The following is a 13,146-nucleotide window of genomic DNA, read 5'->3' as shown; positions in this document are numbered from 1 at the left end:
TGAAAATCACAAGGAACTTAGACGTCCAAACGTCTCCGCCCTAGCTGTAAAAATGAAATGAAATTGAAGTGACAAAACCTGTGAAACGGCTGATAAACATGACAGCCGCACATGTAACACCTTCATCGTTGCCGGAAGGTGTCACTCTAAGGTGTCTATGAAATGCTGACCGATTGAGCGAGGTGGACTCTCAGCGCGCGTGTCCAGAAGCGATCGGTGCATCGCTCAGATCGACAAGCTCCGATGCAGGGAGCTGATCGATGCCGTAGCCCGCATCAGCCCACGCGTCGAGACCGCCAAGCAGGGGGCGAACGCGGCGATAACCCTGCATCATCAGGCCCTTTGCGGCCTTGGCGGCCGATACTTCGTTCGGGCAGCTGCAATAAATCACCACCTCGCGGTCGATCGGCACCTGGTGGAGGTCCTGGTCGATACCGCGAAGATCGGCCATCAAGGCACCAGGAATGATACGTGCGTCGATCACGCGCGAGGCCTGCGAACGCACATCGACCACGACCGGCATCTCACCCGCCTCGATCAGCCGATGCAGCTCATCGACGGTGATACGGGCGAGGCGCACCGAAAGCAGCAAGCGACGACGCTGCCACCACCTCACCAGCACGTAGGCAGCCAACAAAGCAACGAGGAATTCGATGGCAACGGTGCCGGCGCCGGCCAGCACTAGCAACACATGATCGATCTGATGCGCGAAGGCGTAGCCCAGCCCCACCACTACGCCAATCCAGATGAGAGAGCCAATGCCGTCAAACAGTACGAACACGAGCGGTCTCAGCTTCATCGCCCCGACCAGCGGTGGCGCGACGGTGGAAAGACCCGGCACAAACTTCGCGATCAGCAAGACCTGCCCGCGCCAGCGCTGAAAGCGCAGCTCGGACTGTTTCACACACGAATCGGGCGACAGCGAGATCCGGCAGATCGTACGCATGACCGCTGCCCCGTAATGGCGGCCGGCCCAGTACCACACCAGATCGCTGATCAGGCACGCGACCAGCGCCACCAGGATGACCGCACCCAACGGTAGTTTGCCGATGGAAGAAAGCGCGCCAGCGACGACCAGGGTGGGTACCGCCGGGATAGGCACACCGGCTTGCTCCACCAACACGTTGATGAAGACCAGCAGCAAGCCATATTCCGCAATCAATGCAAAAATCGCATGCGTCACCGGGGTGACCCTCGATCAGAATTTCGTCATATCCAACGTACGCATCGTTGGGGCAAAAGGCGTCGATTGCAAGCAGAAAACGGGGGCAGCGCGGCCAAACCGCCTGCCCCATGATGACTATCCGGCCCCGAGTTTTACCCCGGCCCGGCTTTGGCGCCGTTAGGCCCGACTTTGCGAATCTTCGGCCAGCAGATAGCGGAAGATCAGGCCGCCTACCGCACCGCCGATCAGCGGCACCAGCCAGAACATCCATAGCTGTTGGATCGCCCAGCCACCCTGAAACAACGCCACGCCCGTGCTGCGCGCGGGATTCACCGAGGTATTGGTGACGGGGATGCTGATGAGATGGATCACCGTAAGCGTGAGACCGATCGCCAGCGGACCGAAACCCGCCGGCGCGCGGCGATCGGTGGAACCGTGAATGACGATCAGGAACATCGCGGTTAGCACGAACTCGCACACCATACAGGCGTGCAGCGAGTAACCGCCCGGCGAATGCTCACCGTAACCGTTGGACGCGAAGCCGCTGGCCGCCGCATCGAAACCGGGCTTGCCAGTGGCGATGACGTAGAGCACGGCGGCAGCGACAACGCCGCCGATTACCTGCGCAAAGATATAGGGGATCACATCCTTACCGCTGAAGCGTCCACCGGCAAAAAGGCCGATGGTGACCGCCGGATTGAAATGCGCTCCGGAAATGCCGGCACACGCATAAGCCATCGTGACTACGGTCAGCCCGAACGCCAGCGCCACCCCCAGAAAGCCGATACCGAGCCCTGGATAGGCCGCTGCAAGCACGGCGCTGCCGCAACCTCCAAGTACCAGCCAGAAGGTACCGAAGAACTCGGCACTAATTCGTTTGAACATGGTCGTCTCCAATCAGTAGAGTGGTTAGCGGAACACGCGCTACGTCTTCCCTTGTTGCAACGCCTTACGGTCCTCTGCCACGCACGATCAACCGTAGTCACTGGCTGCTCGCGTCGTAGCTCGAGGCTTGCCGATACGGAGTGGTGCTGTCCGCATCAAGCAAACGACGTGCGCGAAGCAGGCGATCATGCTCGATCCTCGGCAGAAAAAGATTCAGACGAGGATGAATTACCTCCACGCGCAACAACGAACGATATTCCTTCCCATGAAATAGGCAAAAGCGGATCAATGCTGCTTGGCACTCTTGGTCTTACGCCGGTTCACATCATCGCGAATGGCTTCGATGTTACGCATCGGCTCGCGGCGCTGGACCATGCGTGCGTAATGCCAGAAACGGCTGCTCTGGGCCAATAGCGTGGACCAACCCAGCGGCGTCGGCTGGATCGCCGCACGCAAGGTGCGCGCGTAGTCGAGTACCAGGCCCGGTGTCCAAGCCATCGCCTCGGCACGACGCTGCAATTGCGCCGCGACCCACAATTCTGGATTGAACATTGCGCTCAACAGCGCACGAAGACCAAGCCCGGTTTCGGCTAGCGATCCTTCCAGGGCGGCCTCCAAGGCATGTGCGACCGAGCTGGAACAATTGCGATTGGTGAGGTTATAGGTTTCGTTGTTGCTATAGCGGCGCCAAAATGCGACCAGACGTTCCCGGTTGTAGTGTTCGAAATGCACTTGTGCCGTGGAATCGCACCAGCCGGCCGATTCGATGGCATAGCTGGGCTGGAAACGCCCTGCCACGTCGTTGTCTGCAGTAGCGCGCAATACGCGCGTGAAGTCGGTCTGCGAACGATCGATTTCCACTTTGGGATAGTGGCTGATGTAGACGTCCGGCGGTGCTTCCATCGCCGCGTGACCGGTCGAGATCACACCCTTGCTATCGACCGCAGCGATGTAGCGGTCGATTATCGGCTGCGGCACGACATCCTCGGCGGACCCTGTTGGTGTCCACACGTGCACGATCAGATCGCCATCCTGCTCGGAGACGCCCTCTTCTCCCAGCGGAAGTACCGCACTGTCGCCTGCAAGATCACGCGACAACCAAAGCGATGCTGCAGCATGCCGTGGCAGGCGTTTAAGCCGGAAGGCCTGCCGCAACAAGCCGCAGCCGGAGAGAAAGATGCCCATGCCAATGCAGTACGGCACCGTGCCTGCGTAGAACGTCGGGTATGGCTCGAACATGAAGACGGCAAAGCCCAGCTCGAGCAATCCGGTAAAAAACGACAAGCGCCAACCCCCGAAGCGCACGACGGCAGCGGCCGCCATGCGAAAGATACCGTCAGCCAGAAAAGCGAGCCCGAACAGCATGGCCAGGATCACGCTGGCCGCATGGTGCGCATCGACCACCAGCAAACCGAGCAAGAGAAACACCACGCCGCGCGCCTTGCGCAGCACGACCCGCGTATCGGCGCCAGCGGGCGTCACGACCAGCGTGACGACGGCTTCGATCAACAATAAATAGCCGAAGACATGGATGGGGAAATACATGACGCCGTCCAGTGCGTCGATAAAGATGGCCGCACCGAGTACCGCCCACACCAAGCCGACCACAGCCAGCATCGGCCAGCGGCGCCGGATAAAGTCGTGACCGAGCAACAACAGGATCAACCGAACCATGGTGCCGCCTCGCCCGATATTCGTAGCGTCGCGCTCATGTACGACTCCGCGAACGCATCATGAAAAGCGCGAACAAGGCGCACGCCACTGCGATCATGCCGGGCAGGCCAAACCTTGCGCTGCCCAGCATGGCCAAGCCCGCTGCACTCGGCCCTACCAGTGCTCCAACGCCCCATGCCAGGCCCATCACCGCGTACACGCCTACCAGGTCGTTGCCCTGAAAACGACTGCCCACCATGGCGAGCATGACGGTGTAGATACCGACGAACAAACCGCCCCAGATAAAGACCATGGCGAATGCCAGCTGCGTCTCCTGCAAAGCGAAGGGCCATAGCAAGGCAGTTACGGCGGAAATCCACGCCAATATCAGCGCCAGACGCCGCTTGTCCATCTTGTCGGCAAGCCAGCCGATGGGAAGTTGGAGCACGATCGCGCCGAACATCAAGGTGGAAATCAGCTGCATCGCGCGTTGTTCGCTCCATCCCATACCGGTGGCGTACAAGGCGATAAACGACAATCCAGCGGTTTCCACGCCTGCGTTGAGGATGGTTGTGGCGATCGCCACGGGAGCGAGTTTCAAGTAACGCAGCGGTTGCGCCGGTTCGGGTGCACTGCGTGCCGGCGCAAGCACCCACGGCGGCAAGACGAACAACACGGCACAGATGCTGATGATCGCGCCGATGGCGAAAGCGCGATCGTTCACACCGATCTGGGACAACAAAGCGGGTCCGAGCACCATGCCCAGCGACAGTGCCGCCGTATAGATCGCCATGGTTCGCCCGCGCGAGCCTTCGTCGCTCAGTACATTGGTCCAAGTCTCGGACATCACGAACAACGCCTCGGCCGCCGCACCCAGCGCAATGCGCAAGGGAAACCACACCCAGACGATCGGCCACAGCCGAAACAGATAAAGCAGCACGCCGGCCAGAATCAGAGCCAACACCGTCAATCGCCGCGCGCCGAGCTTTGCGGCCAGGCCCGGTAGCAAGGGGGCAGCCAGCAGCACGCCCAAGGCATGCATGGCGGCGTTGACACCGATGAACAGACTGGAATGACCGCGTGCCATCAGGCTCATTGCGATCAACGGCGCGGAGAGACTGTAAGTAAGTCCAAACGTGGTTGCGGCGGCCACGACGGCGGCCACGGACAATGGGCGCTTCCAGCGCGGCAGGACCATGGTTCCCGTGGATTGCGTGGATGCCTGCATGCGACTGCCGTACCCTCGCCAGCTCGCTACATGTGCATCCTTTATAACCCAAACCCGCGAATGTCGCGCCAGGACAACAGGGCTTAGGATGGCGGCTGCCACCCTCCACTAGACCAATCGATCCGCCGATGCACAACGATCCGAGCAATGAAAACGGCATCCTGCACAGCTGGCAGCAGAATGCGGAAGCTTGGACGAACACCGTGCGCGACGGCCTCATCGAAAGCCGGCGCCTGGTGACCGACCGTGCGATCGTCGATGCCGTGCTTGACGGGCAGCCTCGCTCCGTACTCGACCTGGGCTGCGGCGAAGGCTGGCTGGTGCGGGCGCTGGCCACACGCGGCATTCAGGCGGTGGGCGTGGATGCCGTGCCTGCATTGATCGCCCGGGCGAGCGAACGTGGCGGCGAATTTCAGGTGGCATCGTACGAAGACATTGCGGCTGGACGATTGCCGTTGCGGGTCGACGCACTGGTTTGCAATTTCGCCCTGCTCGGCAAGGAATCGGCCGAGCGCCTGGTGGCGTCGTTGCCATCGCTGCTGTCCGAAGACGGGCGCTTCGTCGTGCAGACCGTGCATCCGCTGGTCGCCTGCGGCGAACAAGCTTATGTCGACGGCTGGAGACAGGAGGGCTGGACGGGATTCGGTACGGCGTTCCCCTCGCCCGCGCCGTGGTACTTCAGAACGCTGGCCAGCTGGGTCGGCTTGTTCGCGGAGACCGGGTGGCATTTGTGCGAGATGCGCGAACCGCTGCATCCGGAAACCGGGCGACCGGCATCCGTCATTTTTATCTTGCAACGGCACTAGGTGCTGCGTGGAACATCGCCGCTTGCGCTGGCGCGCAGAACCGGGATGCGCTGCCTCGCGGTAACGCATCCCGTGGTTTCCAGGCCGGCGCTATAAGGCCGGCCCGGAGCGAAGATCAGACCGCCGCGTCCTTGAGCTTCTTCAGCGGACGGATCTTGACCTTCACGGTGGCCGGCTTGGCAGCGAACCACTGCTCTTCCTTAGTGAAGGGATTGATACCCTTGCGCTTCGGCTTGGCCGGCACGTTGACGGCGGTGATCTTCAGCAGACCAGGCAGCGTGAACATGCCAGCGCCTTTCTTGTGGATCGAAGCGTGGGCAGCACCTTCGAGCGCGGAGAGCACCGCGCGCACATCCTTGGATGCAATACCCGTGGCCTCAGCCAAGTGGGCCACCAGACCGGACTTGCTCAATGCTTCCTTGATCGGCTTCGGAGCTGCGGCGGCTTTGGAAGCCGTCTTGCCTTTTGCTGCCTTCGTCTTTGCCATGGACTACCCCATCGTTATTGGTTGTTGAAATGCCTCTCGGCGAGCTGAAATGTAGGGGAAATTTGCGTTCGCGCCAACAGGCAAATGCAAAAAAACGCATAAAAGATGCATTCGGAGGCATCTGGCATGCTGTAGAAGCTGGCGAAGCAAGCCTTTTGCCAACAAAAAATGGGCAATCGCGACGATGACCGTCGCGAACAGGGCGGTAAGCACATGCCATGCTCTGATCATTTTTTGAGCACCCATCGCGCCGAATCAGCCGCCCGCGATGCCACCAAGCGGTGCAAGTAATGACTGTCGAAGCCGACCATTAAACCCTTGTGCAGAGGCCTGCATCTCACTCTGCACCCGCCTACCCCCTGTTTCGGAGCATTCGCATGAAATCGCTGTGCAGCTTGTTGCTGGCGTTCGGCGTCACGTTCGCTTGCCTGCCTGTTTGCGCCGACCCCATGCCCGGTTCGATGGACGTGCATTGGAACGAGGGGGCCGCCGATTGCAGCAAAACGCCACAGCCGCCGCTGCAGGTGCATCGCTATGACGCGCAGACCTTCATTCTGCGCGAGAGCCCCTGCGCCACATTCGAAGCGCCTTTCATGTATCTGCTGATCGGATCGAGCCGTGCCTTGTTGATCGACACCGGCGATGTGGCCGATCCAAGGCAGGTACCGCTGGCGCAAACCGTGATGGGACTGCTGCCGGGCGACGGCGCGGCCAAGATGCCGTTGCTTGTGGTGCATACGCACGGCCATCTGGATCATCGCGCCGGCGATCCGCAATTCCAGCCGCTGCCTCATGTGCAAGTGGTGCCCACCGATCTGCAGCACGTCAAGCAGCATTTCGGGTTCGGCGATTGGCCAAACGGCGTTGCGCAGATCGAGCTGGGCAATCGCACCGTCGATGTGTTGCCGACGCCCGGTCACTACCCGTCGCATGTTTCCTATTACGACCGCAACACAGCCCTGTTCTTTTCGGGCGACTTTTTCATGCCGGCCCGTCTGATCATCGATGACACGGCAGAAGACGTCGGCAGTGCGCAGCGCGTGGCGGACTTCATCAAAGATCGCCCGGTCAGCTATGTGCTTGGTGGCCACATCGAAGTGGACGCCAACGGAAACACCTTTGATTTTGGATCCAACTATCACCCCAACGAACACGTGCTGCAGTTGACCAAGCAGGACTTACTGGGCCTGCCGGCGATCGTCGCGCAATTCAACGGCTTCTACACCCAGGATGGGATGTACGTGATGCTCAACCAGTTTCGCGTATTGGGTGCGGAGTTGGCTGCCGTGCTACTGGTGCTGGCCGCGATAGTGACCTTGATCTGGCGATATGTGCGGCGGCGCAAGCGAGTAAGGGTTCGCCTGGCGCAGGCGTGAACGGCGGAACGCGTCCGCCATTCACTCTCACAAATTGCAGCGTCGCGCCGATCAGAATCGGCTTCAATGCCCCATGTTGTCGTGCATGTCGCTTTTGTCCGAGCCCATATCCATATCTTCATCGGGCGGTGCTTTTGCAACGATATCTTTGTACTGCTCCGGCGTCATCGCCGGTAATTTCTGCAGAAAGGCAACCATGCTCCAGATCGTCATGTCGTCGTGAGTCGTGCCCCACGCGGGCATGGCGCTCATCTTGATGCCGTGTTTGATGGTCCAGAACGCTTCACGCGGATCGAGATGTTGCTGCGACAGATTCGGCGGCTGCGGATAAAGGCCGGCGCGAATTTCGGAATCGTGCATACCGGGCGCCAGGTGGCAACCGGTGCACATCGCCGCGTATTGCCCCGCCCCTTTCAGGATCAGCGATGGATCTTCGAGGTTGGGAACGTTTATGTCTTTGGCGTGCCGCTCGACGGAGCGCTCCCGCGCCATGGTCAAGAACCGATAGGTAAGCGGCGAGTGCGGCACGTCGGCACCGATGTTGTAAAAACCTGACCATGCGTAGGCATAGCTCAGGGCTGCCAGGATCACGATGCCCGCTGCTAGGCTGGTGCGGTAGTCAATATGGTTTTTCATGTCACCACAGTCGCTTGGGTATAGGTCATAGAAAGGCCGATTTTGTCGCTCGCTTTCAGGGTAGCCATCGTGGCTGGAGGGAAATGCACCCGCAAGGCCATACCGCTGGTCGATGCTCAAAAACCCTCAACGCACTTCAGCATAACGCTGCAGCAGCTCGCGCATTACCGATTCGAGCTGCTCAAGCTTGGCACAGGCCGCGTCGATGCCCCTGGCATCGATCAGCGTTTCCAATACCGCGCATTGTTCCGCGACGTCCCGCTCGCCAAGCATCAGCAAAGCGCCTTTCAGGGAGTGAAGACGCTCCAACAAGGCGTCCTGATTGCGCGTGTGCGTAGCATCCCGAATGGCGTCGAGATCACGGGTGCCTGATTCGACGAAAACACGACACACCTTTTCCGGAAACTTGCTTGCCCATGTCGCCTTAATGGGTGAAACGGAGGGTTGGCTGACCCTGTCGAAATAGCGCGACATGGCCTCACCAAGGCGCTCCAGCGACAGTGGTTTGAGCAGAAGGTCATTGATGCCGGCCTGCTTGCAGCGTGCCTTTTCGCTCGCCAGGGCCGTTGCGGTGACGGCGAGGATGGGCTGCGTTACGCCCTTTGCGCGCAATTGCTGGGTCAATTCGTAGCCGTTCATGTTCGGCATGTTGATATCGGTCAGAACGATCCCGTAGCGGCCATCGCGCCAAAGGCCCAGCGCAGTCACGCCGTCTTCGGCGGTGTCCACCGTATAGCCCAGCGTTTCGAGCTGTTGCTGGATCAACTCTCGATTGACGGGATTGTCGTCGACCAGCAGCACGGTGCCGTGACACGCTACTGCCGGTGCTTCTTGTCCTTTCCTTGCAGCGTCATCGACCCGAATAGGTTCATCCGTTTCAACGTCGAGAATCGCAGCTTGCAAGGCAGCGCTGGAATAGCAGGAGACAAACCAAGCGCCATCACGCGACTCCGGCAGTAAGGAGCCGTCGGTGGTTGCCCGCACAACACGCCTGGCGCGGTCGATCAGGATTTTCTCGTCATCGTCGGTCCATGCCCGTGTTCCGCCAAAAAACACCAGGGCATCGGCTTGCTTCACCCAATCGGGATCCAGGTCCGCGGGCTGTGCGGCAGTCATCACATCGGCCCCCCACCCCACTAACAAGGCGCTGATCTCGGTACGCCACTCCGTCGCCGCCGACAGCAGTGCAATCCGGCGCTTCGCTAGCGGCGCCGGGTTGGCGACCTGCGCGCGTTCAACCATGGCAACCGGCACTTCAAACGAGAACACGCTGCCGACCATCGGCGTGCTCTGCACCTCGATCTTCCCGCCCATCAGTTCGCTGATCTGCTGGCACAAAGTCAGGCCCAATCCGCTTCCGCCAAAGCGCCGCGAAATGCTGGCATCGGCTTGCGAAAACGGTTGGAAAATCTGTAGCCGCTGTTCCTCGGTCATGCCGATGCCTGAATCGATCACTTCGAAGCGAAGCCGCGCCGCTTCACCGGGTTGCTCCGGTACCCGCTTCACGCGCAACGCGACGCGACCGGACTCGGTGAATTTCACCGCATTGCTGACCAGATTGTTGAGCACTTGCCGGATGCGGTGCACATCGGCGACATAACCTGGAGCCAGTCCCGACTCCACGCTGTAATAGAGTTTCAGTCCCTTGCGCTGCGCAACAGGTGCATAGAGCAGTGCCGCCTGCTCGATCAACGGCCGAAGCTCAAACGGCACCGGATCGATATCCAGCTGACCGGCTTCGATGCGCGAAAAATCCAGCACGTCGCTGATGATCGCCAGCAAGGTATCCGCTGAGAGGCGGATACGATCCAGCCGCTCTTGTTGTGAGCGGTCCAGTTGCGAGCGACCAAGCAGTTCGAGATGACCCAGAATGCCGTTGAGGGGGGTACGGATCTCATGACTCATCGTCGCTACAAACGACGATTTCGCACGACTGGCCGATTCGGCGGCTAGCTTCGCCTGTTCGGCCGCCAGCTTCGCCTGCTCGGAGTCGTGCCTGGCCTTACGCAGATTCTCCTCCAGCTCGATACGCGCCGTTACATCGCGAAGTACGCAGAACAGCGCATCTCGATCCTGGTAAACGATGGGTATGGCGGCAACCAACAAATGCCGGGTGCCCCTCTTGTGCGCATCGGTCAGTGCAAATCCAAATTCGCGCGCCTCCGGGCGACCGTTCAATGACTGAGTTGCATCTGCATAGCCTTGCAACAACTGTCGATAGAACGTGATGTCGGCGTCGGGGATATCGATCGCATAACCGCGTACGAGATCATTCTGAAGCAGCGGCGCGACGTTGTTCGTCGCGATCACGCACAGTCCGACCGGAGAGGTTTCGATCATCGTACGATTGAGCGCTTCGCTCTGATAAACGCGCTTTGCACGCGCCAATGCGGGTGCAAATACGCTTCGATCCTGGCGAATCAGCAGCAACCAAAGTGTCGTGAGTAGCAAGACGGCAAGGGTGGTTGCCACCAGCATAGGCAAACGCTCGTAACGGAAGATATCCGCCCAATCGTAAGTACGGACAAGCATCCAGTTGCTACCGATAATGCGTTCTGCAATAAAAAAACGCCCCTCTTTTCGATACTTCGCCATGCCATTGCCTGTTGGCTGGAGCGCCAGCATCGGGCGGAACGCCGCCGCGGCCATCTCGCTATCTGCAGCCGAACCAGTACCAAAAACGACTTGTCCATCCTCGGTCACGACCGTCATGTCGCTCCGCGCTATCTGGCGGAGTTGGCCGACGAACCGTTCCATCGGCTCATAGACCACGAACGCTCCAATCGGTATATCGCCGTCCATGGCAACCAATGAACCAACGATGGCAGGCTGCCCTGTCGAAGGGTTCTTGCCCGCTGCCGATAGGACCTGCGGTAAACCCATTCCATAGACGGGAAGCGTCGGGTTTCCCCGACGCAGCTGCTGGAGTGCCTGCAAATCGTTGAAGTCGATATTGGGCGCGGCGAGCTTTGCAAACAGGGCCGCCCTGTCGGACTGCCCTGCTGCGGCACGCAATTTGGCAACATCCAGCCCGCTTCCAAACGCAAAAAGCACCTCGCTTGGATCATAAAAATAACCTGTGGCGCCCGGCTCTTTGTCCTGGCCAATGATCGTCGTGCCGCTGATCACCGATAGTTCATGGGCAAGCCCTAGATAGAGCTCGACCTTCTCCCGCGGCCACGTGTCGACGCTGCTGCCCAACACCAACCATGGTTTAGCTTCGGGACTGGCCTGAATAACAGCCTGGTTATCGTGCGCAAGGAACCCCGGCAGCTCTGCCTCGCCCTTAGCAGTTAACAAGGAGGCTTTGCTGTGCCAGGCGTATTCGATCATGTTCAGCGTGCGGCCATAGCCCGCGTCACGCTGGATGAATGTCGAATCGAGCGCAAGCTTGGCGCTCCTGAAATCGTCCAGCTGATCGGTCTTGTAATCGTTGATGGTTAGGAGGATCGATGCAATCAAGATCAACAAAATGATTAACGACAAGACCGCCCCGCCACCGTAGAGCAGGCGCTGCTGATGCTGCTCTAGTGCGGCAATATCCCGCTGACCTGTAAGGGCATCGTGGTAAACGGGCTCAGGCATCGTTATCTCGTCAGACCGATAATTCTGGGAGGGCATTCAGATCGATGCCGCGCGAAGAAAAAAGGTGCTGCGAACGGAGGCGGGAGCATCGACGCCGCTACATTCTAGACACATGGCTCCCGGTCGTGGCAGGGAGCTGGAAGAGGAGTCGACTGACATGGTGAATTCTTGGCTCCACGTCCGAAAATGCCCCAGACCGAGCAGGCCCTGAGGCGAGTATCTTTGAAGGATTAACCCTGGTCCAAGGATAGTAAGGGTCACCCCACCTCAGAAATATCGGACTCATCTTAAAAACAAGGATCAGGACGATCGTTACGCATGTCGGAGCGATCTATATTTACGCACTGCTCAAGCGACTCAGGTTATGGCACATCAAGATATTTATACGATTGACACAGGATTCGTACGGCCGCGGTTCGATGCTGCTTACCTGGTTGTTCGCGACGGACACGGCGCCTTTATCGACTGCGGCACCAATCATGCCGTTCCTCGTCTGCTCGGCGCCCTCGCCGAGGCGGACATCGACGCCGCTCGGATCGACTGGCTCATACTTACCCACGTTCACCTCGACCACGCCGGCGGCGCTGGCGAGTTGATTGCGCAACTGCCGAATGCGCGATTGGTTGTACACCCGCGCGGGGCACGACACATGATCGATCCTTCACAGCTCTGGGCCGGTGCGATGGCGGTATACGGCGAGACGGTGATGGAGCAGGCCTATGGCCGCCTTCGACCCATACCGCAGGAACGTGTGGTGGAAGCGCCGGATGGCCATATCGTGGATCTTCGCGGTCGTCTCCTGCACTGCATCGATACGCCCGGTCACGCGAGGCATCATCTGGCTATTTATGATTCTTATGCCAATGCGTGTTTTACCGGCGATACCTTTGGCCTTTCGTATCGCGAATTCGATACGGACCAAGGGCCTTTCATCTTGCCCACGACGACGCCGGTGCAATTCGATCCGGATGCGCTGCACGCCTCGATCGACCGGCTAATGGCGCTGAAGCCGGAGGCGATGTATCTCACTCACTATGGTCGCGTCGAAGATGTCGAACGGCTGGGAGCCAAGCTGCACGCGATGATCGATGCGACGGTCGCCGTCTCGCGACAGGCCGATGGCGTGCCTGATCGACACGCCCGGCTGGTGGAAGGGTTGACCGAACTTTACGCGGCGCGGACGACCGAACACGGTTGGAACGGCGACCTCGCTGCGCTTCGCCATTGGCTGGGCATGGACATCGAACTCAATGCCCAGGGGCTAGGCGTCTGGCTAGATCGACAGCGTGCCTAGCGTCGCAGATGGGTGCGTAGGGTTATCGCGG

The 13,146-nt window shown here is 59.7% G+C and carries 10 protein-coding genes; 3 read left to right on the top strand and 7 right to left on the bottom strand.

Going from position 1 to position 13,146, the window contains the following annotated elements:
• Nucleotides 1-190 precede the first annotated feature (190 nt).
• The 4 genes from QQL64_RS04385 to QQL64_RS04370 form a co-directional block, all read right to left on the bottom strand.
• On the bottom strand, nt 191-1,183 hold the full coding sequence (locus tag QQL64_RS04385; RefSeq protein WP_284396249.1) for a DedA family protein/thiosulfate sulfurtransferase GlpE: 993 nt from the start codon (nt 1,181-1,183) through the stop codon (nt 191-193).
• Between the two features lie 159 nt (nt 1,184-1,342).
• On the bottom strand, nt 1,343-2,050 hold the full coding sequence (aqpZ, locus tag QQL64_RS04380) for an aquaporin Z (RefSeq protein WP_284396246.1): 708 nt from the start codon (nt 2,048-2,050) through the stop codon (nt 1,343-1,345).
• A gap of 285 nt (nt 2,051-2,335) precedes the next feature.
• Nucleotides 2,336-3,724 (bottom strand): HdeD family acid-resistance protein, encoded by a 1,389-nt coding sequence (locus QQL64_RS04375; RefSeq protein WP_284396245.1) that lies wholly within the window; start codon nt 3,722-3,724, stop codon nt 2,336-2,338.
• 34 nt (nt 3,725-3,758) lie between these two features.
• Nucleotides 3,759-4,931 (bottom strand): MFS transporter, encoded by a 1,173-nt coding sequence (locus QQL64_RS04370; RefSeq protein ID WP_284396243.1) that lies wholly within the window; start codon nt 4,929-4,931, stop codon nt 3,759-3,761.
• Between the two features lie 128 nt (nt 4,932-5,059).
• Between QQL64_RS04370 and QQL64_RS04365 the strand changes: the two genes are divergently transcribed.
• Nucleotides 5,060-5,737 carry a class I SAM-dependent methyltransferase gene (locus tag QQL64_RS04365; protein ID WP_284396241.1) on the top strand — a complete coding sequence of 226 codons (678 nt, stop codon included), beginning with the start codon at nt 5,060-5,062 and terminating at the stop codon, nt 5,735-5,737.
• A gap of 115 nt (nt 5,738-5,852) precedes the next feature.
• Here QQL64_RS04365 and QQL64_RS04360 read toward each other — a convergent pair whose 3' ends face one another.
• On the bottom strand, nt 5,853-6,224 hold the full coding sequence (locus QQL64_RS04360) for an HU family DNA-binding protein (protein WP_284396238.1): 372 nt from the start codon (nt 6,222-6,224) through the stop codon (nt 5,853-5,855).
• Nucleotides 6,225-6,601: 377 nt separating this feature from the next.
• On the opposite strand from QQL64_RS04360, the gene QQL64_RS04355 reads away from it, so the two are divergent.
• Nucleotides 6,602-7,600 (top strand): MBL fold metallo-hydrolase, encoded by a 999-nt coding sequence (locus QQL64_RS04355; protein WP_284396235.1) that lies wholly within the window; start codon nt 6,602-6,604, stop codon nt 7,598-7,600.
• A gap of 63 nt (nt 7,601-7,663) precedes the next feature.
• Here QQL64_RS04355 and QQL64_RS04350 read toward each other — a convergent pair whose 3' ends face one another.
• Together QQL64_RS04350 and QQL64_RS04345 are read right to left on the bottom strand one after the other, a co-directional pair.
• On the bottom strand, nt 7,664-8,356 hold the full coding sequence (locus tag QQL64_RS04350) for a c-type cytochrome (protein ID WP_345782625.1): 693 nt from the start codon (nt 8,354-8,356) through the stop codon (nt 7,664-7,666).
• A gap of 6 nt (nt 8,357-8,362) precedes the next feature.
• Nucleotides 8,363-11,821, bottom strand: coding sequence for a hybrid sensor histidine kinase/response regulator (locus QQL64_RS04345; protein ID WP_284396232.1), 3,459 nt, complete (start codon nt 11,819-11,821; stop codon nt 8,363-8,365).
• A gap of 364 nt (nt 11,822-12,185) precedes the next feature.
• Between QQL64_RS04345 and QQL64_RS04340 the strand changes: the two genes are divergently transcribed.
• Complete coding sequence (locus tag QQL64_RS04340) at nt 12,186-13,115, top strand: MBL fold metallo-hydrolase (protein ID WP_284396230.1); 930 nt, start codon at nt 12,186-12,188, stop codon at nt 13,113-13,115.
• Nucleotides 13,116-13,146: the final 31 nt, after the last annotated feature.

This window comes from Dyella lipolytica (genome assembly GCF_030160075.1).
GTDB classification, from domain to species: Bacteria; Pseudomonadota; Gammaproteobacteria; order Xanthomonadales; family Rhodanobacteraceae; genus Dyella_B; species Dyella_B lipolytica.
This window is presented reverse-complemented; position numbering and strand designations above follow the sequence as displayed.

Bases quoted from the DNA above. Each gene is read 5' to 3' on its own strand.
- QQL64_RS04360 (WP_284396238.1), bottom strand. From the start codon at position 6,224: ATGGCAAAGACGAAGGCAGCAAAAGGCAAGACGGCTTCCAAAGCCGCC.
- QQL64_RS04355 (WP_284396235.1), top strand. From the start codon at position 6,602: ATGAAATCGCTGTGCAGCTTGTTGCTGGCGTTCGGCGTCACGTTCGCT.
- QQL64_RS04365 (WP_284396241.1), top strand. From the start codon at position 5,060: ATGCACAACGATCCGAGCAATGAAAACGGCATCCTGCACAGCTGGCAG.
- QQL64_RS04370 (WP_284396243.1), bottom strand. From the start codon at position 4,931: ATGCAGGCATCCACGCAATCCACGGGAACCATGGTCCTGCCGCGCTGG.
- aqpZ (WP_284396246.1), bottom strand. From the start codon at position 2,050: ATGTTCAAACGAATTAGTGCCGAGTTCTTCGGTACCTTCTGGCTGGTA.
- QQL64_RS04375 (WP_284396245.1), bottom strand. From the start codon at position 3,724: ATGGTTCGGTTGATCCTGTTGTTGCTCGGTCACGACTTTATCCGGCGC.
- QQL64_RS04345 (WP_284396232.1), bottom strand. From the start codon at position 11,821: ATGCCTGAGCCCGTTTACCACGATGCCCTTACAGGTCAGCGGGATATT.
- QQL64_RS04340 (WP_284396230.1), top strand. From the start codon at position 12,186: ATGGCACATCAAGATATTTATACGATTGACACAGGATTCGTACGGCCG.